This is a genomic window from Halalkalibacter kiskunsagensis (assembly GCF_037027555.1).
In the GTDB taxonomy this organism is placed as follows: domain Bacteria; phylum Bacillota; class Bacilli; order Bacillales; family Bacillaceae_D; genus Halalkalibacter; species Halalkalibacter kiskunsagensis.
In genome coordinates this window covers 36,773-60,326 of sequence record NZ_JAXBLX010000013.1, presented here as the reverse complement: position 1 = coordinate 60,326, position 23,554 = coordinate 36,773, and the positions used below count along the sequence as shown (strand labels likewise).

18 protein-coding genes and 1 other annotated feature are annotated in these 23,554 nt (G+C 39.0%); of the genes, 17 read left to right on the top strand and 1 reads right to left on the bottom strand.

Features of this window, described 5'->3' with window-relative positions:
* Nucleotides 1-23: 23 nt before the first annotated feature.
* The 16 genes from SLH51_RS09450 (at nucleotide 24) to SLH51_RS09375 (ending at nucleotide 18,607) form a co-directional block, all read left to right on the top strand.
* The gene (locus SLH51_RS09450; RefSeq protein WP_335960949.1) at nucleotides 24-509 is read left to right on the top strand and encodes a DivIVA domain-containing protein; all 486 of its coding nucleotides are present in this window, start codon (nucleotides 24-26) and stop codon (nucleotides 507-509) included.
* 65 nt (nucleotides 510-574) lie between these two features.
* Nucleotides 575-793: a binding site (T-box leader), on the top strand.
* Between the two features lie 65 nt (nucleotides 794-858).
* Nucleotides 859-3,615 (top strand): isoleucine--tRNA ligase, encoded by a 2,757-nt coding sequence (gene ileS, locus SLH51_RS09445; protein ID WP_335960948.1) that lies wholly within the window; start codon nucleotides 859-861, stop codon nucleotides 3,613-3,615.
* Nucleotides 3,616-3,873: 258 nt separating this feature from the next.
* Nucleotides 3,874-4,524, top strand: a complete 651-nt coding sequence (locus tag SLH51_RS09440) for a TraR/DksA C4-type zinc finger protein (RefSeq protein ID WP_335960945.1) — start codon at nucleotides 3,874-3,876, stop codon at nucleotides 4,522-4,524.
* Nucleotides 4,525-4,596: 72 nt separating this feature from the next.
* The gene (gene lspA / locus SLH51_RS09435; protein WP_335960943.1) at nucleotides 4,597-5,064 is read left to right on the top strand and encodes a signal peptidase II; all 468 of its coding nucleotides are present in this window, start codon (nucleotides 4,597-4,599) and stop codon (nucleotides 5,062-5,064) included.
* Nucleotides 5,064-5,978 (top strand): RluA family pseudouridine synthase, encoded by a 915-nt coding sequence (locus SLH51_RS09430; RefSeq protein ID WP_335960941.1) that lies wholly within the window; start codon nucleotides 5,064-5,066, stop codon nucleotides 5,976-5,978. The genes lspA and SLH51_RS09430 overlap by 1 nt, the downstream gene beginning before the upstream one ends.
* Before the next feature lie 210 nt (nucleotides 5,979-6,188).
* The gene (pyrR, locus tag SLH51_RS09425; RefSeq protein WP_335960940.1) at nucleotides 6,189-6,740 is read left to right on the top strand and encodes a bifunctional pyr operon transcriptional regulator/uracil phosphoribosyltransferase PyrR; all 552 of its coding nucleotides are present in this window, start codon (nucleotides 6,189-6,191) and stop codon (nucleotides 6,738-6,740) included.
* A 121-nt stretch (nucleotides 6,741-6,861) separates the two neighbouring features.
* Entirely contained in the window at nucleotides 6,862-8,157 is a 1,296-nt protein-coding gene (locus SLH51_RS09420) for a solute carrier family 23 protein (RefSeq protein WP_335960938.1), read from the top strand.
* Between the two features lie 160 nt (nucleotides 8,158-8,317).
* Nucleotides 8,318-9,232, top strand: coding sequence for an aspartate carbamoyltransferase catalytic subunit (locus SLH51_RS09415; protein WP_335960936.1), 915 nt, complete (start codon nucleotides 8,318-8,320; stop codon nucleotides 9,230-9,232).
* Nucleotides 9,233-9,245: 13 nt separating this feature from the next.
* Entirely contained in the window at nucleotides 9,246-10,526 is a 1,281-nt protein-coding gene (locus SLH51_RS09410; RefSeq protein ID WP_335960935.1) for a dihydroorotase, read from the top strand.
* On the top strand, nucleotides 10,523-11,611 hold the full coding sequence (locus SLH51_RS09405) for a carbamoyl phosphate synthase small subunit (RefSeq protein ID WP_335960933.1): 1,089 nt from the start codon (nucleotides 10,523-10,525) through the stop codon (nucleotides 11,609-11,611). The genes SLH51_RS09410 and SLH51_RS09405 overlap by 4 nt, the downstream gene beginning before the upstream one ends.
* An 18-nt stretch (nucleotides 11,612-11,629) precedes the next feature.
* On the top strand, nucleotides 11,630-14,821 hold the full coding sequence (gene carB, locus SLH51_RS09400) for a carbamoyl-phosphate synthase large subunit (protein ID WP_335960932.1): 3,192 nt from the start codon (nucleotides 11,630-11,632) through the stop codon (nucleotides 14,819-14,821).
* Between the two features lie 18 nt (nucleotides 14,822-14,839).
* Nucleotides 14,840-15,619: a dihydroorotate dehydrogenase electron transfer subunit gene (locus SLH51_RS09395; RefSeq protein ID WP_335960931.1), complete on the top strand. Its 780-nt coding sequence runs from the start codon at nucleotides 14,840-14,842 to the stop codon at nucleotides 15,617-15,619.
* A complete protein-coding gene (locus SLH51_RS09390; RefSeq protein ID WP_335960930.1) occupies nucleotides 15,616-16,545 on the top strand; it encodes a dihydroorotate dehydrogenase in 930 nt (309 codons plus the stop codon). The genes SLH51_RS09395 and SLH51_RS09390 overlap by 4 nt, the downstream gene beginning before the upstream one ends.
* Entirely contained in the window at nucleotides 16,527-17,234 is a 708-nt protein-coding gene (pyrF, locus tag SLH51_RS09385; RefSeq protein WP_335960928.1) for an orotidine-5'-phosphate decarboxylase, read from the top strand. The genes SLH51_RS09390 and pyrF overlap by 19 nt, the downstream gene beginning before the upstream one ends.
* 2 nt (nucleotides 17,235-17,236) lie before the next feature.
* The gene (pyrE, locus tag SLH51_RS09380; protein WP_335960927.1) at nucleotides 17,237-17,869 is read left to right on the top strand and encodes an orotate phosphoribosyltransferase; all 633 of its coding nucleotides are present in this window, start codon (nucleotides 17,237-17,239) and stop codon (nucleotides 17,867-17,869) included.
* Between the two features lie 87 nt (nucleotides 17,870-17,956).
* Complete coding sequence (locus SLH51_RS09375; RefSeq protein ID WP_335960925.1) at nucleotides 17,957-18,607, top strand: class I SAM-dependent methyltransferase; 651 nt, start codon at nucleotides 17,957-17,959, stop codon at nucleotides 18,605-18,607.
* A 200-nt stretch (nucleotides 18,608-18,807) separates the two neighbouring features.
* Here the strand turns inward: SLH51_RS09375 and SLH51_RS09370 are convergent, their stop codons facing one another.
* On the bottom strand, nucleotides 18,808-20,517 hold the full coding sequence (locus tag SLH51_RS09370; protein WP_335960924.1) for an Rqc2 family fibronectin-binding protein: 1,710 nt from the start codon (nucleotides 20,515-20,517) through the stop codon (nucleotides 18,808-18,810).
* A gap of 219 nt (nucleotides 20,518-20,736) precedes the next feature.
* Between SLH51_RS09370 and SLH51_RS09365 the strand changes: the two genes are divergently transcribed.
* A complete protein-coding gene (locus tag SLH51_RS09365) occupies nucleotides 20,737-23,442 on the top strand; it encodes a calcium-translocating P-type ATPase, SERCA-type (RefSeq protein ID WP_335960922.1) in 2,706 nt (901 codons plus the stop codon).
* The last annotated feature ends 112 nt before the right edge of the window (nucleotides 23,443-23,554 follow it).

The window sequence follows — 23,554 nt, the reverse complement described above, 5'->3', positions numbered from 1 at the left end:
TAAACAACTTGGAGGTGGCAAATATGCCTTTAACCCCTTTAGACATCCACAATAAAGAATTTACAAGAGGTTTTCGTGGTTATGATGAAGATGAGGTTAATGAATTTCTAGATCAAGTCATAAAAGATTACGAAGCAGTTCTTCGTGAAAAAAAAGATTTGTTTGAACGAGTAACAAATTTAGATGAAAAGCTTGAGCATTTTAAAAATATTGAAGAAACACTTAATAAATCAATTTTAGTCGCTCAAGAGGCTGCAGAAGAAGTAAGAAGCAATGCCCAAAAAGAAGCACAGCTCATTGTAAAAGAAGCGGAAAAAAATGCAGATCGAATTATTAATGATGCACTTTCTAAGTCACGAAAAGTTATGATGGATATGGAAGAGTTGAAGAAACAAGCATCTGTTTATAAAATGCGGTTTAAGATGCTTATTGAAGCACAACTTGAAATGCTTCAAACAGATGATTGGAATGACGTGACTGAAAAAGAAGAAGTGTATGAAGAACGGTAATTTTTTTGATGAGCTTGCACTTCTCAAATTGCTATCATATAATGGTATTCATTAAATGAATGTTGATAAAGACGATGACAGGGACGAGTACTTTGTATCAAACGTGCTTAGCGATTCAGGGGTGGTGGAAGCCTGAACACGTTCACATAGGAAAATCACCCTTCAGTTTTGCACTGAAATGATTAGAGTAGGATGCAACGTGTTATTCCCGTTACGAATAAATGAGTGGAAAGTATTAAACTTTCTAGCAGGGTGGTACCACGGGTTAACTTCTCGTCCCTTTTTTGGGAGGAGGAGTTTTTTTGTGTTTCTTTACAATCTTATAATATGACCTAGGAGGAAAGCAGAAATGGAATACAAGGATACGTTACTAATGCCAAAAACCGAATTTCCGATGCGTGGGAATTTGCCAAATCGTGAACCAGAGAGACAAGAGAAGTGGAAGGAAATGGATATTTATCAAAAGGTCCAAGACCGTACCAAAGGGCGTCCATTGTTCGTCTTGCATGATGGTCCGCCGTATGCGAATGGTGATATTCATATGGGGCATGCATTAAATAAAATTTTGAAAGATATTATCGTACGATATAAATCAATGAGTGGTTTTCAGGCTCCTTACGTTCCAGGTTGGGATACTCATGGTTTGCCGATTGAAACAGCACTTACAAAGAGCGGAAAAGTGAATCGTAAGTCCATGAGTGTTGCAGAATTTCGAAAGCTTTGTGAAGAATATGCGTTAAAGCAAATTGATAGACAACGTGAACAGTTTATGAGACTTGGTATTCGAGGTGACTGGTGGAATCCATACGTTACGCTCGATAAAGCATATGAAGCACAGCAAATAAAAGTGTTTGGTGATATGGCGAAAAAAGGATATATCTATAAGGGGAAGAAGCCGGTATATTGGTCTCCGTCATCAGAATCTGCTTTAGCTGAAGCTGAAATTGAATATCAAGATAAGCGTTCTCCTTCAATTTATGTAGCGTTCCCTGTGAACGATGGAAATGGAGTACTCAATGGAGATGAGAATATTATTATCTGGACGACAACTCCTTGGACAATTCCTGCTAACCTAGGAATTGCTGTTCATCCAGACCTCGATTATAATGTTGTTTCTGTTAACAGTAAGAAATATGTGGTCGCGGCTGGCCTTCTCGACAATTTGACAAAAGAATTTGAATGGGAAAGCCCAGAAGTGTTAAAAACGATAAAAGGTGCTGAACTTGAATATGTGAAAGCCAAGCATCCGATTTATGGCCGTGAGTCGTTAGTGATGTGTGGGGATCATGTTACCTTAGATGCAGGAACTGGCTGTGTTCATACTGCTCCAGGTCACGGGGAAGAAGACTTTATCGTTGGTCAAAAATATGGTCTTAATGTTTTATGCCCTGTTGATGATAAAGGACATATGACAGAAGAAGCGCCTGGTTTTGAAGGATTGTTTTATGATGCTGCTAATAAACCAATTACGGAAAAACTTGAGGAAGTAGGAGCGTTAATGAAGCTCACTTTCATTACACATTCCTATGCACATGATTGGCGCACGAAAAAACCAGTTATTTATCGTGCAACTGCGCAATGGTTTGCATCAATTGAAAACTTCCGTAGTGAATTACTTAAAGCGATTGAAGAAGTAGAATGGCTTCCTAAATGGGGGGAAACAAGATTATTTAATATGGTACGTGACCGTGGAGATTGGTGTATTTCTCGTCAACGTGCTTGGGGTGTTCCTATTCCTGTGTTTTATGGTGAAAATGGTGAACCGATTATTACAGATGAGACGATCGAACATGTGTCTAATTTGTTCCGAGAACATGGATCCAATGTTTGGTTCGAATGGGAGACAGATCAATTATTGCCAGAAGGATTTACGTCAGAGCATAGCCCAAACGGGACTTTCACACGTGAAATGGACATTATGGATGTTTGGTTTGATTCAGGTTCCTCTCACCAAGCAGTATTAGAAGAGCGCGAGGAACTCCAGCGTCCTGCTGATTTATATCTTGAAGGCTCTGACCAGTATCGTGGCTGGTTTAACTCTTCTCTTTCAACGAGTGTTGCTGTAACGGGGAAAGCTCCTTATAAAGGAGTACTAAGTCACGGATTTGCACTTGATGGTCAAGGACGTAAAATGAGCAAATCAATCGGAAATGTCGTTGTCCCTAATGATGTCATGAAACAATTAGGAGCAGATATTTTACGTTTATGGGTAGCATCCGTTGATTATCAAGCTGATGTTCGGGTTTCAGATAAGATTTTAAAACAAGTGTCTGAATCATACCGTAAAATTCGGAATACTTTCCGATTCTTACTTGGAAATCTTCATGATTTTGATCCAACAAAAGACTATGTAAACGATCTTGAAGGCGTCGATTTGTTTATACTAGTTAAATTAAATGAAGTAATTGAAAAGGTTGATCAAGCATATGATCAATATCAATTCTCGACTGTATATCATACGATTCATAATTTCTGTACCATTGAACTAAGCTCTTTCTATATGGATTTAGCAAAAGATACTTTATACATCGAGCATGCAGATCATCCATCACGTCGTGCGATCCAAACAGTTATGTATGAGGTTCTGGTTGCTCTTACAAAGCTTGTCTCTCCAATCTTAAGTCATACAGCTGACGAAGTGTGGGAACATATTCCTGCAGTTAAAGAAGAAAGTGTACAATTAACAGATATGCCAAAAGCAAAAGCGTTTGGTGATGTAGGGCATTTGAAAGAAAAATGGAATCACTTCATGATTGTAAGAGATGATGTTTTAAAAGCACTTGAGCAAGCAAGAAACGAAAAGAAAATTGGGAAGTCACTAACGGCAGCTATCACGTTGTATTCAAGTGGTGATGTAAAAACCTTACTGAGTGACATTCCAAAGCTCGAAAAATTATTTATTGTCTCTAATGTAACCTTAGCAGGTGAAGTGAATGATGCACCTCATGATGCTATTGCCTTTGAGCAACTTGCAATCGTGGTAGAATCAGCTAAAGGTGAGACGTGTGAACGTTGTTGGGTTGTCTCTGAAACCGTTGGGCAAAAAGACGATCATCCCGGATTATGTTCATCATGTACTGAAACAGTTATAGCGCATTATGCTTAAATTTCTTTAAAAGTCTGCCTCCTAGTGCTAACTAGATGAGGCAGGCCTTTTTTATTTATAATGATGTGACAGGTTAGCTAAAAGGCTCAAACAATCTCTTAGTTGATTAAAAAAGAATCTAAGCGAATTATTTTAGGTTGACTTTTTGCTTCTGGCTAAAAGCTGACAAATGTTGTGTTGGCTATATCACCATCAAATGGTCACAATAAAAAGGAGCGTCACAAGACGTCTTGACTTGTTTTATTTGGGGGAGATAGCATGACTGATTACACAAAGATAAAACAACAACTGCTCGATCGTAAATCAAAAGTAGAAGAACGTATTAAAAAGCATTTTCAAGAAGAACAATCAAGAACATTGTCTTTTTCAACAGGAGAACTGTCTCAATATGATAATCATCCTGCAGATACAGCGACTGATTTATATGAACGAGAGAAAGATTTTGCTTTACTTGAACAATTGGAAAGAGAGCATGAAGAAATTGAACATGCTCTTGCGAAATTTAATGAAGGCACATTTGGTTTCTGTGAATCGACTGGAGAAGTAATTCCATATGAACGGTTAGAAGCAAACCCTGCAGCTAGAACAGTCGTTGCTCGAGCAGAGCATAATGTAACGAATGATCGACCATCTGAAGAAGATGTATTAGACGGGTTTGAACGATTTAATTATGATAATAATGATAAAGAAACAGAATTTGATGCAGAGGATGCATATCAATCGGTAGCTCAGTTTAATGAGAATTCGATGGTATTTGAAGATTCATCACTTGACGAAAACGGAGAATTGATCGGATATGTAGAAGAAATTGAAGGATTTCTATCAACGGGAATTGATGGCTATACAGGTGATGAAGATGTCGTATTTCAACGTAACGTGCACTACGACCAATACTTAAACGGAAAGTAGGGGGTCATCCCCCTCTTTTTGTGCTATAATGCTAAACGTATGGAAAGATGTGGACAGATCGGGGGAATTACGTTGAAGTATTATGCATTAGCAATTGTTGTTATCATCATTGATCAAATAAGCAAGTGGATTGTTGATAAACAAATGATTATTGGAGAAAGTATAAAAATTATTGAAAATGTACTTTATTTTACATCGCATCGAAATACAGGTGCAGCATTTGGAATACTTGAAGGTCAAATGTGGTTCTTTTATATTATCACAACGATTGTCGTTATTGGACTCATCTATTATATGCAAAAGGAAGCGGGAAAAAGTAGGCTGATCGGAGTCTCTTTAGGTTTAATTCTTGGAGGCGCTATTGGGAATTTTATTGATCGGTTGTTTCGTGGAGAAGTAGTAGATTTTGTAGATACATATATCTTCACTTATAATTTTGCTATTTTTAATGTAGCTGATGCCGCACTTTGTATAGGAGTAGGGCTATTGTTTGTGAAAATGATTATTGATGAACGGAAACAAAAGAGGGAGCGCGCGTAATGGAACAATTTGAATGGACTGTCACAACGGATCAAGCAAGTGAGCGAATTGATAAATTTTTGACAACAATGAATGAATCGTGGTCACGCACACAAGTGCAAATCTGGATAAAAGAAGAACATATCAAAGTGAATAATGCGAAAGTGAAAAGCAATTATAAGGTGGCATCAGGTGATGTTGTCACTCTAGAAATACCTGAACCTGAGAAGTTAGAAATAATAGCAGAGAATATTCCGCTTGAAATTGTTTATGAAGATGAAGATGTAATTGTTGTCAATAAGCCTAGAGGGATGGTTGTTCATCCTGCTCCTGGTCATTACACAGGCACGTTAGTTAACGCATTAATGTACCACTGTAAAGACTTATCAGGTATTAATGGTGTAATCAGACCGGGAATTGTACATCGTATTGATATGGATACATCTGGTTTATTAATGGTTGCTAAAAATGACCATGCGCATGAATCTCTAGTTGAACAATTAAAAGCAAAAACGACACGACGATTATATAAAGCGATTGTCCACGGTATTATTCCACATCAGCATGGGACAGTCGATGCTCCTATAGGTAGAGATAAAAAAGACCGCCAAAGTATGACTGTAACTGAAGTGAATAGTCGTGATGCAGTCACGCATTTTACTGTACTCGAAACATTTGATCAGTATACCTACGTGCAATGCGAGTTAGAAACAGGAAGAACGCATCAGATTCGTGTTCATATGAAATACATTGGATACCCATTAGCAGGTGATCCTAAGTATGGTCCGAAAAAGAAAACACTTGATATAAGGGGGCAAGCTCTTCATGCGGCGGTACTTGGATTTATTCACCCAAGAACAGGAAAAGAAATGCTTTTTGAAGCGCCAATTCCAGAAGATATGAAACAGTTGTTACATCAATTAAGAACAAAATAAAATGGTTGACAGTTATCTGTTTCTAAGTCATACTAATATAGAAATTAATAGTCCTTTAACTACAGTCCTGTGAGGCTGAGAAGGAAACGGATCCGTAAGAAACAGGCACTGAACATAGTCTGTCTGTATTCACCTACGTATTTTATCCTCTCATGTCTAAATGGACATGAGAGTTTTTTCGTTTTCTAGGATAATGTGGAGGTGGGAAAGTTGTCACGTATAATTTTAGACGAACAAGCGATTAGAAGAGCAACAACACGTATTGCACATGAAATCATTGAACACAATAAGGGTGTGGAAAATTGTATTCTGATTGGAATAAAGACACGTGGGATTTATCTTGCCAAGCGATTAGCAGAACGCATAGATCAAATAGAAGGTGCGAAAATTCCAGTTGGAGAAATTGACATCACCCTTTATCGTGATGATCTAACAGTTAAAACGAATAAAGAAGAACCAATTTTACAAGGGACAGACATACCAGTTGATATTAGAAATCGAAAAGTTATTCTTGTTGATGATGTTCTTTACACTGGCAGAACGGTTCGAGCTGGTCTTGATGCATTGATTGATATTGGCAGGCCAGAGCAAATACAATTGGCCGTCTTAATTGATCGAGGTCATCGTGAATTGCCAATTCGACCTGATTATGTAGGGAAAAATGTTCCGACATCAAAAAGTGAAATCATTGTTGCGAAAGTAAAAGAAGTTGATTCAATTGATGAAGTAACAATTGAACAAAATAAAAAAGTACCTCTTTAAATGAGTCCTGCGAGACTGATAAGAGGGTCTCATTCCGATTCGTGATAATACGAATCAGTCTGTAGCACCTCTTTGTCTTGACAAAGAGGTTTTTGTATAAGGTTTAGGAGGAAATATATTAATGGCATTAAAGACAAAAGAAGTTGGCATTCGCGAAGTGCCAAGGTTTGATAAGTGGATTGTTTTAAGTTTACAGCATTTATTTGCTATGTTTGGTGCAACAATTCTTGTTCCATACTTAGTTGATTTAAGTCCTGCTGTTGCCTTGTTATCAAGTGGACTAGGGACGTTAGCATACCTTGTCATTACGAGAGGACAAATACCAGCGTATTTAGGTTCTTCCTTTGCTTTTATCGCCCCAATTATTGCAGCAACAAGTTTGAATGGACCTGAGGGTGTCATGATTGGAAGTTTCTTAGCAGGTTTAGCATACGGAATCATTGCCCTAATCATTAAAGCGTTTGGAGTTAACTCGATTATGCGTTTCTTGCCACCGATTGTAGTTGGTCCAGTTATTATGGTAATTGGACTAGGTTTAGCTGGAGTCGCGATTGATATGGCCATGAATGAACCGGCCACAGGAGAATATTCAACAACTCATTTCACAGTTGCTCTTATAACACTTGCAATAACAGTTGTCGCATCGATGTTTTTTAAAGGATTCTTTAGCCTCGTTCCAATTATGTTTGGAATCGTTGGTGGATATATAACGGCCTTATTCTTTGGACTTATTGATTGGCAACCAGTTCGTGACGCGAGTTGGATTGCAGCACCAGATGTTTTGATCCCATTTGTAACTTATTCCCCGGCTTTCTCATGGGAAATTGCTTTTATCATGGTTCCGATTGCAGTTGTTACTATTGCAGAGCATATAGGAGACCAAATGGTACTAAGTAAAGTGGTGGGGAAGAATTTTATTAAAGAGCCTGGTTTACACCGTTCTATTTTAGGGGATGGAGTAGCAACCATCATTGCTTCGTTCGTTGGTGGTCCTCCTAATACAACTTATGGAGAAAATATCGGTGTATTAGCGATCACGCGTGTGTTCAGTGTGTTTGTGATTGCAGGTGCGGCAGTTCTTGCTATATCATTTTCCTTCATCGGTAAATTTGCAGCTCTCATTCAAACAATTCCAACCGCAGTTATGGGTGGTGTTTCCATACTATTATTCGGGGTAATTGCTTCTTCAGGCTTACGGATGCTGATTGATAATGGAATAAATATTGGATTAAAAAGAAATTTAATTATTTCATCAGTTATTTTAGTCATTGGAATCGGTGGAGCTTTCATACAAGTCACTGAGAACATTGTTATTCCAGGTATGGCTCTAGCAACCATCATTGGCATTATCCTGCATATGATTTTACCTGAGAAAGAAGTTAGCTACGGAAAGAAAGCGATGTTTGAATCTGAGTAACAAAAGAATAATTCCCTTTAAACGAGGTACAGAGAGACTTCAAAGGGGTTCGGTAACGAGGAGGGAAAGACTTCTCCTGTTCCGTATACCCTAAGAGATACTCTTAGGGTATTTTTTATAAGCATATTACAAATACATACTAATGAGGAGGCTGGTTTGGATGGTGACAATGACAGAACAAAAAGCAATCAGAGGAGAATTATTAACGTTAGAAGCAATGTCAACAGTTGAAATTTCAAATATTCTACAAGAGGCAGCGCATTTTGCAAGTGGCAAAGAGTGGCGTCCAAATAAAGAGTTATTTATCGCTAATCTTTTCTTCGAACCGTCAACAAGAACGCGCTATAGCTTTGAGGTAGCTGAAAAAACGCTAGGTCTGCATGTTCTGTCTTTCTCAGAAGAGAGTTCAAGTGTTCAAAAGGGTGAATCGTTACTTGATACAGTAAAAACCTTTGAAGCAATTGGAGCGAATGCTCTTGTCATTAGACATCCAGAGAATGACTATTACGAACATATCCGTCAACAGGTACAAATTCCAATTATAAATGCAGGGGACGGTAACGGTCATCACCCAACACAGTCTTTACTTGATTTACTAACGATTCAACAAGAGTTTTCGTCATTTTCTGGCTTGAATGTCATTATTGCTGGTGATTTACGCCATAGCCGAGTGGCTAGGTCCAATGCGGATGTCCTCACTAGGTTAGGTGCGAAAGTAAAAATAGCTGGGCCGAAAGAATGGATGGCTGGGTATGACGAGGCTTATCAATATGTGAATTTAGATGATGAATTACCAAAAGCTGACGTTATAATGCTTTTGCGTATTCAGCATGAGCGACACGATGGAAAAATGGAATGGTCCAAAGAAAGCTATCATCAACAATTTGGCTTAACAATCGAAAGAGAAAATCGAATGAAATCAAATGCAATTATCCTACATCCGGCACCGGTTAATCGAGGAGTAGAATTAGCGAATGAACTTGTTGAATGTGGTCGTTCTAGAATTTTTAAACAAATGAAAAATGGTGTAGCCGTAAGAAAAGCTGTTGTAAGACGTGCTCTTGACCAATACTAAGGGGGAATGAGAAATGACAATCAAACTTGAAGGCGGATTTATTTTAGCAGAAGATGGTACTTTGGTAGTGAAAGACGTGTATATGGTGGATGCCCGTATTCAATTCACACCACCAACTACAGAAGAAGAATCAGTTATAAATGTAGAGGGGAAATTAATAACACCGGGACTTGTTGATGTTCATGTTCATTTACGTGAACCAGGTGGAGAACAAAAAGAGACAATCGAAACAGGAACGAAAGCAGCAGCGGCGGGTGGCTTTACAACGATTGCATCAATGCCGAATACAAGACCAGTTCCAGATTCGAAAGAACAAATGGAATGGCTGCAAGAAAGAATTGAATCAACTGGGCATGTACGTGTGTTGCCATATGCTGCGATCACGACAAGACAATTAGGAAAAGAATTAACCGATTTCGAAGCATTAAAAAAAGCAGGTGCGTTCGCCTTTACTGATGATGGAGTAGGTGTTCAATCAGCTGATATGATGCTTACGGCGATGAAAAAAGCTGCCGAGGTTGATATGGCAGTTGTGGCACACTGTGAAGAAGATACGTTAATCCATGGTGGTTGTGTACATGAAGGGAGTTTTTCAGCAGAACACAAGTTACCTGCTATTCCATCCGTATGCGAATCAGTACATATTGCACGTGATGTTTTGCTAGCTGAAGCAGCAGGTGCTCACTATCATGTTTGTCATGTAAGTACGAAAGAATCGGTTCGTGTAATCCGTGATGCAAAAAAAGCAGGTATTAAAGTAACGGCGGAAGTATCACCTCACCACCTTTTGCTTTGTGAAGATGATATTCCTGGATTAGATACTAATTTTAAAATGAATCCACCATTACGAGCAAAAGAAGATCAAGAAGCTCTTTGGGAAGGGCTCTTAGATGGAACCCTTGATTTTATTGCAACAGATCATGCTCCGCATACAGAGGATGAGAAGGCTGTTGGAATGGAACGAGCACCATTTGGTATTGTTGGGTTAGAAACAGCTTTTCCATTGCTTTATACACATTTAGTTAAAACTGAAAAAGCAACATTGAAACAATTAGTAGACTGGTTAACAGTGAAGCCAGCCAAAACATTTAACTTGCAATCAGGTGTTTTAAATGAAGGTGAGATTGCTGATGTGACAGTAATTGATCTTGAACAAGAGCGCAAAATTGATAAAGAAGCATTCTTATCTAAAGGGAAAAATACACCATTTAACGGATGGGCATGTTTTGGGTGGCCAGTATATACGTTTGTTGATGGAAAGCTTGTATTTGAGAAAGGAACGGTGACAGCATGAAGCGTCAACTTATTTTAGAAGATGGGAATGTCTTTGTTGGTGAAGGATTTGGAGCAGATAAAGTTATGAGTGGGGAGGTCGTTTTCAACACAGGAATGACTGGTTATCAAGAAATACTATCTGATCCTTCGTATTGTGGTCAAATTGTCACAATGACGTACCCCCTGATTGGGAATTACGGAATTAATCGTGATGACTTTGAATCGGTGACTCCAGCAATTAACGGATTTATCGTGAAGGAATATGAGCCAGAGCCGAGTCATTGGCGTGAAGAAGAATCACTTGATACATTGCTGCGTGCTAAAGAAATTCCAGGTCTTGCAGGAATTGATACACGTAAGCTTACGCGTTTAATTCGTGAGCACGGTACGCTACGTGGACGTATTTGTTCGCTAGAGGTTGATGCGCAACAAGTGATCGAAGAGCTAAAACAAACAACCTTCGTTCGAGATCAGGTTAAGAGAGTATCAACAAAATCTCCTTACCATGCTCCAGGAAGAGGATTGAAAGTCGTACTTGTGGACTTTGGCATGAAACATGGTATTTTACGCGAACTGATTGCAAGGCAATGTGATGTGGTTGTTGTTCCTTATAATACAAGCGCAAATGAAATTCTTCGTCTTCGTCCGGACGGTATTATGTTAAGTAATGGACCTGGAGATCCAGTTGATGTTCCTGAGGCGATTGATATGATAAATGAACTATTAGGACAAGTCCCAATCTTTGGTATTTGTCTTGGACATCAGCTTTTATCTCTGGCATGTGGTGCGACAACTAGTAAATTACAATTTGGGCATCGTGGTTCGAACCATCCAGTTCGTGAAATCTCAACCGGGAAAATCGACATTACCGCTCAAAATCATGGGTATACAGTAGATCTTGATTCACTAGAAGGAACAGGTCTTGAATTAACACATGTGGCTGTAAATGATGGCACGGTTGAAGGGGTAAGACATGTTAAGCACGCAGCTTTTAGTGTACAGTATCATCCAGAAGCATCACCAGGACCACATGATGCGAACAGTTTATTTAATCAGTTCGTGAAAATGATGGAAGCCGAAAAGAAAGCAACTGTACTTGCTTAATCGAGGGGAGATTTAAACATGGGAAAACGTAATGATATAAATAAGATTTTAGTAATTGGATCGGGCCCGATTGTAATTGGTCAAGCAGCAGAGTTTGACTATGCAGGCACGCAAGCTTGTCAAGCATTAAAAGAAGAAGGATATGAAGTCGTTTTAATTAATTCCAACCCTGCAACAATAATGACGGATACAACAATGGCTGACAGAGTGTACATCGAGCCAATTACATTAGACTTTGTTAGTCGTATCATTCGTAAGGAACGTCCAGACGGAATTGTCGCAACACTAGGTGGTCAAACGGGACTTAATATGGCTATGGAACTTGATGAGTCTGGAATTTTAAAAGCCTATAATATTGAATTATTAGGTACAGACTTGAACGCAATTAAGCGAGCGGAAGACCGTGATTTATTTCGAACGTTAATGAATGAATTAGATGAACCTGTTCCGGAAAGTGAAATTGTTCATACGCTTGAAGAAGCACAAGAGTTTGTGAAAGTAGTTGGATTTCCAGTTATTGTTCGTCCAGCGTATACACTTGGTGGAACTGGTGGTGGAATTGTTCATAACGAAGAACAGTTACGTGAGATTGTGACTAGTGGACTAAAGTATAGTCCAGTTACGCAATGTTTAATTGAAAAGAGTATCGCAGGGTTTAAGGAAGTAGAATATGAAGTAATGCGTGATGCCAAAGATCAAGCAATTGTTGTGTGTAACATGGAGAACATTGATCCTGTTGGAGTTCACACAGGAGATTCAATCGTCGTCGCACCTAGCCAAACTCTAACTGATCGTGATTATCAACGTCTTCGTAACTCATCATTACGAATCATCCGCGCCTTAGGAATTGAAGGTGGTTGTAACGTTCAGTTTGCTCATGACGCTGACAGTGATCAATACTACATTATAGAAGTAAATCCTCGTGTAAGTCGGTCATCAGCACTTGCATCAAAAGCAACTGGTTATCCAATTGCAAAAATGGCGGCAAAAATCGCTGTAGGATACAGTTTAGATGAGTTGATGAACCCAATTACAGGAAAAACGTATGCAAGTTTTGAACCTGCACTTGATTATGTTGTTTCAAAAATACCTCGTTGGCCATTTGATAAATTTGAGGCTGCCAATCGTACGTTAGGAACACAAATGAAGGCGACTGGGGAAGTTATGGCAATTGGTCGTAACTTAGAAGAGTCTCTATTAAAAGCTGTTCGTTCATTGGAAGCTGGATACGATCATATTTATGATACGAAAATCGCTAATACTGAAACGAATGTATTAGTTAAACGTCTAGATATAACCGATGATGAGCGTCTGTTTGTATTAGCAGAATTGTTACGAAGAGGTCAATCAATCCAATCGCTATGTGAATTAACCAAAATTGATCGTTTCTTTATGCAAAAGTTAGCAAGAATCGTTACCCTTGAAAAAGAGTTAACGGCATCTGTAAATGATCTTGAGTTATTACAAAAAGCTAAAGAACGTGGTTTTTCTGATATTGCAATTGCTCGTATATGGAATAAAGATGAGCGTGACATTTATAATCTTCGCATGGAGCAGAATATTCGGCCTGTTTACAAAATGGTTGACACTTGTGCAGCTGAATTTGAATCGACTACCCCGTATTTTTATGGGACATATGAAGATGAGAATGAAGCGATTCAAACAGAGAAGAAGAGCATTTTGGTTCTAGGATCAGGTCCTATTCGAATCGGACAAGGAATTGAATTTGACTATGCAACTGTTCATACTGTTTGGGCTATTAAAGAAGCTGGTTATGAAGCGATTATTATTAATAATAACCCAGAGACAGTATCAACAGATTTTAGTACGTCAGACAAGCTTTACTTTGAACCACTTACAGTTGAAGATGTTATGCATGTATATGAGCAAGAACAACCAGAAGGAGTTATTGTTCAATTTGGCGGACAAACAGCAATCAACCTAGCGGATGAACTTGAAGCAAGAGGAGTACCTATAATTGGTACGTCACTTGAGAGCATGGATCGTGCTGAAGATCGTGATAAATTTGAACAAACCCTTTTATCACTAGATATTCCACAACCACTTGGACGTACAGCAACATCTGTTGAAGGCGCAGTAACTATTGCTAATGATATTGGCTATCCAGTTCTTGTTAGGCCGTCATATGTTCTTGGGGGACGTGCAATGGAGATTGTTTACAAAGAAGAAGAACTTCTTAATTATATGAAAAATGCAGTGAGTGTAAATCCGAAGCATCCTGTATTAGTTGATCGATATTTAACAGGAAAAGAACTAGAAGTCGATGCGATTTCAGATGGGGAAAATGTTTATATCCCAGGAATTATGGAACATATTGAACGTGCAGGTGTTCATTCTGGTGATTCAATCGCGGTTTATCCTCCACAAACTGTACCAGAGAACTTGAAACAAAAACTGATTGATCGAACGATTTCGATTGCAAGAGGATTGAAAATTGTTGGGTTGCTAAATATTCAATTTGTATGGCATAAGGATGAGGTATATGTTCTAGAAGTAAATCCTCGCTCAAGTCGTACCGTACCTTTCCTAAGTAAAATTACAGGCGTACCAATGGCAAACCTTGCGACAAAAGTGATGCTTGGCAAGTCTCTTCCACAATTAGGGTATGAAACGGGCTATCATCCTGAAGCAAAAGAAGTATCGGTAAAAGTTCCGGTTTTCTCATTTGCTAAACTTCGTCGAGTCGACATTACACTTGGACCTGAAATGAAATCAACCGGTGAAGTAATGGGACGTGATACAACTTTAGAAAAGGCATTATTTAAAGGCTTAATTGCATCAGGAATGAGTATTCCGACTCACGGATCTGTTCTATTTACAGTTGCAGATAAAGATAAAGAAGAAGCGCTTAGTCTCGTTGAACGTTTCCATAAAATTGGCTTTGATATTTTAGCAACTGCAGGTACAGCAAGCTTTATTAAAGAAGCGAATATTCCGGTAACAATTGTGAACAAAATTGGAGAAGAAAAACCAAACTTATTGGACGTCATTCAACAAGGACAAGCACATTTTGTTATTAATACATTAACAAGAGGAAAGCAACCAGCTCGTGATGGATTTAGAATTCGTCGTGAAGCAGTTGAAAATGGTGTTGTTTGCTTAACATCGATTGATACAGGTGAAGCTCTTTTAAGAGTTCTTGAATCAATTACGTTTTCTTCTGAAAGTATGCCACAAATGCAAATGTAAGAGAGAGGCGTGAGGACCATGATAAAAAAAGATTTACTAACAATTACGAAGCAGCGAGAAATCGCCTCAAACATTATGGAAGTTATATGCTCGGGAAGCCTAGCAAAACAAATGACAGAACCAGGTCAATTCCTACATTTACGAGTAGATAATAGTGACGACCTTTTGCTAAGAAGACCGATCAGCATTTGTGATGTAGATATAGAAAATGAAACTGTCACAATGCTGTATCGCGCAGAAGGAAAAGGAACGAAGCGGTTATCTCTCAAGGAAGAAGGAGAAAAGATTGATGTGCTAGGTCCACTGGGGAATGGCTTTCCATTAGATGCTACTAAACAAGGAGAGACAGCTCTCCTTGTTGGGGGCGGAATCGGCGTCCCACCTCTCTATTATTTATCTAAGCAATTAAAAAAACGTGGAGTCCATGTCATTCATGTATTAGGTTTTCAAAGCAAGGAAAATGTTTTCTATGAAGGTGAGTTTCAAGAGCTAGGTGAGACGTATGTCGTTACGGCTGATGGAACTTATGGTTCGATCGGTTATGTGACAGATGTCATTAAAGAGAAAAACCTAGCATTTGATACGATGTATTCATGTGGACCAACACCGATGCTAGCAGCTTTATCAAGTATTTATAGTGATAAGCGCTTGTTCATTTCACTTGAAGAACGAATGGGATGTGGTATTGGAGCCTGTTTTGCCTGTGTTTGTCATGTAGTAGGCGATACTTCAGGAACAAGTTACCGCAAAGTCTGTACAGATGGTCCAGTCTTTCCGGTTGGGGAGGTTGTACTATGAACAGATTACAAATTGAACTACCAGGTCTTTCGATGAGAAATCCAATCATGCCTGCTTCTGGATGTTTTGGATTTGGGAAAGAGTACGCTAATTATTATGATCTTGAGCTCTTAGGTGCCATTGCTATAAAGGCAACAACGGATCAACCACGATTTGGCAACCCAACGCCACGTGTTGCAGAAACATCAGCAGGGATGCTCAATGCGATAGGATTACAAAATCCTGGACTAAAAGGAGTATTAAATAACGAACTGCCTTGGTTAAAGAAATACGATGTACCGATTGTGGCAAATGTTGCTGGTACAGAAATTGCTGATTATGTGGAGACTACGGCGAAACTTTCCAAAGCGGAGAATGTTCATGCAATTGAATTAAACATTTCTTGTCCAAATGTGAAGCAAGGTGGAATCGCATTTGGAACCATTCCTCATGTTGCAGCTGAATTGACGAGAGAAGTGAAAAATGTTTCAGATGTCCCTGTTTATGTAAAACTATCACCGAATGTTGCTGATATCGTTGAAATCGCTCGTGCTGTAGAGAAAGCTGGAGCGGATGGTCTTTCTATGATTAATACGCTTCTTGGAATGCGAATTGATTTAAAAAGAAGAAAGCCAATTTTATCAAATGGCTACGGCGGTTTATCAGGTCCAGCCATAAAACCTGTAGCAATTCGAATGATTCATCAAGTCAGTCAAGCTGTTGATATTCCGATTATCGGTATGGGCGGAATTTATACAGCTGAAGATGTAGTTGAATTCATGCTTGCAGGTGCAAGTGCAGTTGCGGTAGGTACAGCGAATTTTACTGATCCATTTGTATGTCCAACGATTATTGATGAACTTCCTGCACTTCTTGACGAATTAGAAGTTGACAATGTGCAAGACCTTATTGGAGGGAGTTGGAAGAAATGCAACGTCCACTCATAATCGCCCTAGACCTAGATGATGCAGCAAAACGTAGAGAACTTCTAGCCCAGTTACAAGGTGAGTCTTTGTTTGTTAAGGTAGGAATGGAATTATTTTACCGTGAAGGAAGACAAGTCATTCATGAGCTTAAAGAAAATGGCCATCAAATTTTTCTTGATTTAAAATTGCATGATATCCCAAATACAGTTCAAAGAACAATGCGAGAGCTTGCTAGTCTGGATATAGATATTGTAAATGTACATGCTGCAGGTGGGATAAAAATGATGAGTGCAGCCCGTGAAGGTTTAGAGCAAGGGACGTTAGCTGGGAAAGAACGACCTATATTAATAGCGGTCACTCAGTTAACGAGTACAGATGAAGAAACAATGCGCTCTGAATTGCTAATTAACCAACCGCTCGACGATGTTGTAAAGTCGTATGCAACATTTGCGCAAGAAAGTGGTGTTGATGGTGTGGTTTGCTCAGCGAAAGAAGTCCCTTTAATCCATGATTCTTGTGGTTCATCGTTTTATACGGTGTGTCCTGGAATTCGCCGCGCAGAAGATGCGATTGGTGATCAAAAACGTGTTGTTACTCCACAAGAGGCTAGAGAATTAGGTAGTTGGGGCATTGTCGTAGGACGAAGCATCACAAATGCAGAGCACCCATTTGAAGTATATCAAGCAATGAAACAAGACTGGGAGGGGTAATTATGAAAGAGCAAATTGCTAAGCATTTATTAAATATTGGTGCAGTTCATCTACGACCCAATGATCCATTTACTTGGACATCTGGAATCAAGTCACCGATTTACTGTGACAATCGCTTAACACTTTCGTACCCAGATGTACGTAAAGATATTATAGCTGGCTTTGCTAAACTTCTTGAAAGTATTGAAGTTGATGTAATTGCAGGGACTGCTACAGCGGGAATTCCACATGCTGCCTTATTAGCAGATCATCTAGATTTGCCGATGGTTTATGTTAGAGGAAGTGCAAAGGGGCATGGAAAACAAAATCAAATTGAAGGAAAAATCGAAAAAGGTCAAAAAGTTGTTCTTGTTGAAGATCTTATCTCAACGGGTGGAAGTGTAATTCAGGCTGCAGAAGCATTACGTGCAAGCGGTGCGGAAGTTGTGGCGATCGTAGCGATTTTTACATATGAATTTCAAAAAGCATATGACGCGCTTGGAGAGGCTAATATTCCGACACATGTGATCACATCTTATTCGACATTGCTTTCGGTTGCAAAGGAACAAGGCACTATTACAGCTGATCAAATGGAACGTTTAAATGAATGGCGGAAAGACCCAACTTCACAAGGTTGGATGAAAGAGCAAGTGTAGAGAAATATGAGGTGTTCTAAATGGTTGTTTTTAAGCCTTTTGGAACACCTTTTATGATAAGGTGACTGTAAAGGAGGCGGGAATTGAATGAGGAAAATGAGTGGACCCGACTTTGACGATCTTGTTGATTTTTTTGACGCTATGGCACAAACGAAATGGCTGAACACGATTCATAACCAATTAAAGGAGCTCACAGGTAGTTGGAGGCATAAGGTGATATTGGACATTGGTTGTGGCACAGGTAGGTTATTAGAACGGGGAAAAATAGAAGCTAGTGAACTCATAGGTATTGATCTCTCACAAGAAATGGTTGAGAAAAGTCGTTCACTATTAGATGGTGGTACAGCTACAAGTAGACTACTTGTTGGTGATGCATACAAGCTGCCTTTAAAAGAAAATCACGTAGATGTTGCTTTATCAACATGTGTGATGTTCCTTCTTCCCGAACCCAAAAAAGGGTTAGCTGAGATGATTCGAGTGGTAAAACCAGCTGGAGTTGTAGCGATGTTGAATCCATCTCCTGATATGTCGCCAGATTCAGCAGACCAGTTTGCAAAACTGAATCAAATGAGTGGATTTGAGCGTGAATCGCTACTTGCTTGGTCAAATGTTTCAACGAAAAGACATCGTTATTCTGACAAGGAGCTTGATGAGCTATTAACAGTGTTAGGTATAAGTAACATTCGGCATATACCTGTATTGGACAGACTAGCTACGATTACAATAGCAATAAAATAAGAAGTAAGAAAAAGACGCCTGAAAAAGGTTGCTTTTTACCTTTTTCAGGCGCCTTGTAAGCAGGCTATTTTCTGTAAGAATAGTCTGCTTACTTTTTTCTAAGAAAAGTACTGAGGATACAATGGCAATGAGACTACGCCCGTTGTTTCGAGGCTAGTGAAATGGTGAAAAACGACCTGTTCACTAGTTTCTCTCATTGTTTATTTCCTAAGAGCACGTACGAGATCCTCATTAGGAGTAACGAACATGGTTGTCTGATTATCATAAATAACATAACCTGGTTTCGATCCATTTGGTTTCTTTACATGACGAATTTTTGTGTAATCGACGGGAACTGAGCTTGATTGTTTTGCTTTACTATAAAATGCAGCAACCGTAGCTGCTTGAAGTAAAGTCTCTTCATCAGGCTCCGTGCTTCTAATGACAACATGGGAACCTGGAATATCTTTTGTGTGTAACCAGATCTCATCTTGTCTAGCAAATTTATTTGTCACATAATCATTTTGTTTATTGTTCTTACCGACGAAAAACTCAATTCCATTCGTAGAGACGTATTGCTCAAGTTGTGGCTTCGTCTCTTTCTTTTTCTTTTGCTGTTTAAGACGCCTGCGAATATACCCTTCTTCTATCAGCTCTTCACGTATTTCCTCAATATCTTTAGGGGCTGCACTTTCCATCTGTTGAATTAGTTGATCGAAATAAATGACTTCTTCTTTTGCTTTTTCAATTTGTTCTTCGACGACAGCGACTGAATTTTTCGCTTTATTATATTTTTTAAAATAGGCTTGAGCATTATCTGAAGGATTTTTTTGTGGATCGAGTTTTATAAGAGTCATGCCACCCTCTTCATCATAATAATCAATTACTTCGACCTGTTTGTCTCCACGTTTTACCATATGTAAATTAGCTGTTAGGAGCTCTCCAAGTTTTTGGTATTCCTTTGCTCGTTCCGCCTGATGCAACGTTTGTTCTAATTTTTTTATTTTCTTTTTGTTCTTTTGCCATTCGTTTCGGAGGAATCGCTCTAAATCATGAGCTTGCTGCTTCACACGATCTCGCTCTGCCTTGCCATAATAAAAGCGATCAAGTAATTCACTGACCGATTGAAATGCCTTCCTCTCTCCTTTTACATGTTCTAATGGAACAATTGAAAACGATTCTTTCCCGTCTACTGTAATCATTTCAGGGTGATAGTCGTGTTCTTGTAAACGATTCATTATTTTTAAAAACGCAGGAGGGAGCGTGTTTCTATTTACAAACGAACCTGACTGAAATGTAATCTCTCTAGCTAGTTGTGGAGAAAGTCCAGCAATTTGTCCAACTAATTGTTTATCGATCTTTCCAGCATTAAAATCAATTCTCTTTAATAATTCATCTGAATCTAATTTAAAAGGATCGGCTTTATGTTGCTCAGGGGGAAGCTTATAAATTTGACCTGGCATAACGGTCCGATAGCTGCTTTGAGCGGGACTAATATGTTTAATACTATCTAAAATAAGGCCTGTTTTCTTATCGACCAAACTAATATTACTATGGCGTCCCATAATTTCAATATACAGTTTTTTGTATGTTTCATCCCCGAGTTCATCTTTATTTTTGATATGAAAGATGATGACGCGTTCCATGTCAAGTTGCTCAATTTCTTCAATAATACTTCCTTCTAAATGTTTTCGTAATAACATGCAAAACATCGGTGGTGTAGAAGGATTATCGTATTTTTCTTTTGTTATGTGTATTCTTGCAAAACTAGCGTTCGCTGATAATAACAAATGGTGATTTTTTCCTTTTGCACGGATCGTAAAAATTAATTCTGTTTTATATGGTTGATAAATCTTTGAAATTCTTCCTGACGTTAACAACGTTTTAAGCTCGTGTGTCATCGCCCTTGTCATAAATCCATCAAATGACATGGCTGCTTCATCCCTTTCCTTTCCTCCCAACTTCTAAATAAACATTATGATAAATCAGCATGTAAGAAACTCATTCACATTTTTTGGAGGATTGCTCTTATGAGTATAGCATGTTTTGCGACTTCACTGAATATGATGGCTTGTATAAACGATTGGATAAGCCTTTTCTAACTTCAGTTAAGAAATGTGAAAAGAGAATATCATGTGGGGTGTGTCGAGATGAATTGGTACAAGTTAGAGGAACAGGAAGTAACCTCATCCGTTGGTACAAATATAGAAAAGGGGTTAACAGAAAAAGAAGTAGACAAAAGGTTAAAGAAGTACGGGGAGAATAAGTTAGATGAAGGAAAAAGACCATCTGCATTGTTTGTTTTTCTCGGTCAATTTAAAGACTTTATGGTTCTTGTCCTTTTAGCAGCTACGTTTATCTCCGGTATGCTTGGGGAGTATATTGATGCCATTACCATCATGATTATTGTTCTATTAAATGGAATTCTTGGTTTTGTTCAAGAACGAAAAGCAGAAAAATCACTTGATGCACTAAAAGAATTATCAGCTCCGCAAATGCAGGTACTAAGGCAAGGGGAATGGAAAAAGGTTTTGTCTGCACATGTTGTTCCTGGTGATATTGTAAAGATTTCTAGTGGAGATCGTATTGGAGCAGATCTGCGCCTTTTAGAAACTAATGGATTACGTATTGAAGAGTCTTCTTTAACTGGAGAATCTGTTCCGGTACAAAAACAGCAACATTTGCTTAATTGTGAACACGCCGAACTTGGCGACCAGTCAAATATGGCATTTATGGGAACGCTTGTGACACAAGGAAGTGGGATTGGTGTAGTCGTCGGTACTGGAATGAAGACGGAAATGGGGAAGATTGCCCATCTCTTGCAATCAACAACTACTCTTGTTACACCGTTGCAACGTCGACTTGAACAGTTAGGAAAAATATTAATTGCTGTTGCATTAGTATTAACTGCTCTTGTTGTCATTATTGGAGTGGTACAAGGTCATGATGTGTATACAATGATTTTATCTGGTGTGTCACTTGCCGTTGCCGCAATACCTGAGGGGTTGCCTGCAATCGTAACGGTTGCTCTCGCTCTTGGTGTACAGCGAATGATTAAACGAAAAGCAATTGTAAGGAAACTTCCAGCAGTCGAAACGCTAGGTTGTGCATCTGTTATTTGTTCAGATAAAACAGGCACACTCACGCAAAATAAGATGACCGTTACTCATGCATGGAGTGGTGGAAAGCTGTGGGAAATCACTGGAGGAGGGTATGAGCCGTCAGGAACGTTTATACAAAACGGCAAAAAAGTTGAGCCTACTAGCGATCGTAAGTTACAGCAACTTTTAAGCTATGGGTGGCTTTGTAATAATGCTAATTTATTAGAGAAAACAGTGAAACAAGGAATGTTACGAAAACAAGTGACAGAGTATGTGATTGACGGTGATCCTACTGAGGGAGCACTAGTTGTCGCTTCAATGAAAGCAGGATATACAAAAAAAGGACTTGATAAGCATTTTTCAAGAGTACTAGAGTTTCCATTTGACTCAGGAAGAAAAATGATGTCTGTCATTGTGAAAGATCAAAAAGGAAGATCCTATGTGATTACAAAGGGTGCTCCTGATGTTGTTCTAGAGCGCTGTAACAAACTTGTCTATGGAATCAATGAAGAAGCTCTTACTTCAAGAAGGCGTACGGAGGTTGAAGGAGTTATTGATCAGTTAGCAGGGAGTGCTTTACGAACGATTGCCATAGCGTATAGGCCTCTTCATGACAAAGAAGTATGTAAGCAACCTTTTGAAGCTGAACGTGGATTAACGTTTATTGGGTTACAAGGGATGATTGACCCACCTAGACCCGAGGTAAAGGATTCTATTATTGAATGTAGGCAAGCTGGTATTAAAACGGTTATGATTACGGGTGATCATAAGATAACAGCAGCGGCGATTGCAAATCAGTTAGGAATTTTATCAAAAAAGGGGAAGGTATTAGACGGGCAAGCTCTCTCAAAAATGAGTGTTGCTGAGCTTGAGGAAGTAGTGGATGATGTTGATGTGTATGCACGAGTTTCCCCAGAACATAAGCTAAAGATTGTTAAAGCGCTACAAGCTAAAGGGCATATCGTTGCAATGACTGGTGATGGAGTGAATGATGCCCCAGCTATTAAAGCAGCAAATATAGGAATCGCAATGGGAATTACGGGTACAGACGTCGCAAAAGAGGCATCCTCACTCATCTTAAGTGATGACAATTTTGCTACCATTAAAGCAGCCATTAAAGAAGGTCGCAATATTTACGAAAACATTCGTAAATTCATTCGTTATATGATGGCTTCAAATGTCGGTGAAATTCTCGTGATGTTGTTTGCGATGATTCTTGGAATGCCGCTGCCGTTAGTGGCCATTCAAATCCTCTGGATTAACCTTGTAACAGATGGATTGCCGGCAATGGCCCTTGGGATGGACCAAGCGGAAGGGGACGTGATGAAGCGATCGCCAAGAAGTCCGAACGAAGGAGTATTTGCTCGTGGGTTAACTTGGAAAATCTTAAGTCGTGGTTTCATGATTGGGGTTGTCACACTTGCTGCTTTTTGGGTGACATTACAAGCGGATCCAAGTGACTTAACAAGAGCACAAACAGTGGCTTTTGTCACACTTGTAATGGCACAGCTCATACATGTTTTTGACTGTAGAAGTGAGTATTCAGTGTATCATCGTAACCCGTTTGAAAACCGCTATTTAGTTGGAGCTGTTTTCATTTCGACATTATTAATGCTCGCTGTTATTTATTATCCACCATTGCAAACAGTATTTCACACGGTCGCTTTAAATGGACATGAATGGTTACTAGTGTTGGCAATGGCTTCGATTCCAACAGTTGTTCTTGGAGGTTTTCAATTGTTAAGAAAGAAATAAGATTGATCTGGTTGACTCATGAGGAAGCTTCAGACAGTTTTACGTAAGTCTAAAGTGCCGACTAGGGTCAACCTATTTCTTTGTTTACTTGCTTGTTGCTGGTAGTTTTTTT

Coding starts and splice junctions, on each gene's coding strand:
- SLH51_RS09450 (WP_335960949.1), top strand. CDS start 24: ATGCCTTTAACCCCTTTAGACATCCACAATAAAGAATTTACAAGAGGT.
- ileS (WP_335960948.1), top strand. CDS start 859: ATGGAATACAAGGATACGTTACTAATGCCAAAAACCGAATTTCCGATG.
- SLH51_RS09440 (WP_335960945.1), top strand. CDS start 3,874: ATGACTGATTACACAAAGATAAAACAACAACTGCTCGATCGTAAATCA.
- SLH51_RS09430 (WP_335960941.1), top strand. CDS start 5,064: ATGGAACAATTTGAATGGACTGTCACAACGGATCAAGCAAGTGAGCGA.
- SLH51_RS09420 (WP_335960938.1), top strand. CDS start 6,862: ATGGCATTAAAGACAAAAGAAGTTGGCATTCGCGAAGTGCCAAGGTTT.
- SLH51_RS09415 (WP_335960936.1), top strand. CDS start 8,318: ATGGTGACAATGACAGAACAAAAAGCAATCAGAGGAGAATTATTAACG.
- SLH51_RS09410 (WP_335960935.1), top strand. CDS start 9,246: ATGACAATCAAACTTGAAGGCGGATTTATTTTAGCAGAAGATGGTACT.
- SLH51_RS09405 (WP_335960933.1), top strand. CDS start 10,523: ATGAAGCGTCAACTTATTTTAGAAGATGGGAATGTCTTTGTTGGTGAA.
- carB (WP_335960932.1), top strand. CDS start 11,630: ATGGGAAAACGTAATGATATAAATAAGATTTTAGTAATTGGATCGGGC.
- SLH51_RS09395 (WP_335960931.1), top strand. CDS start 14,840: ATGATAAAAAAAGATTTACTAACAATTACGAAGCAGCGAGAAATCGCC.
- SLH51_RS09390 (WP_335960930.1), top strand. CDS start 15,616: ATGAACAGATTACAAATTGAACTACCAGGTCTTTCGATGAGAAATCCA.
- pyrF (WP_335960928.1), top strand. CDS start 16,527: ATGCAACGTCCACTCATAATCGCCCTAGACCTAGATGATGCAGCAAAA.
- pyrE (WP_335960927.1), top strand. CDS start 17,237: ATGAAAGAGCAAATTGCTAAGCATTTATTAAATATTGGTGCAGTTCAT.
- SLH51_RS09375 (WP_335960925.1), top strand. CDS start 17,957: ATGAGGAAAATGAGTGGACCCGACTTTGACGATCTTGTTGATTTTTTT.
- SLH51_RS09370 (WP_335960924.1), bottom strand. CDS start 20,517: ATGTCATTTGATGGATTTATGACAAGGGCGATGACACACGAGCTTAAA.
- SLH51_RS09365 (WP_335960922.1), top strand. CDS start 20,737: ATGAATTGGTACAAGTTAGAGGAACAGGAAGTAACCTCATCCGTTGGT.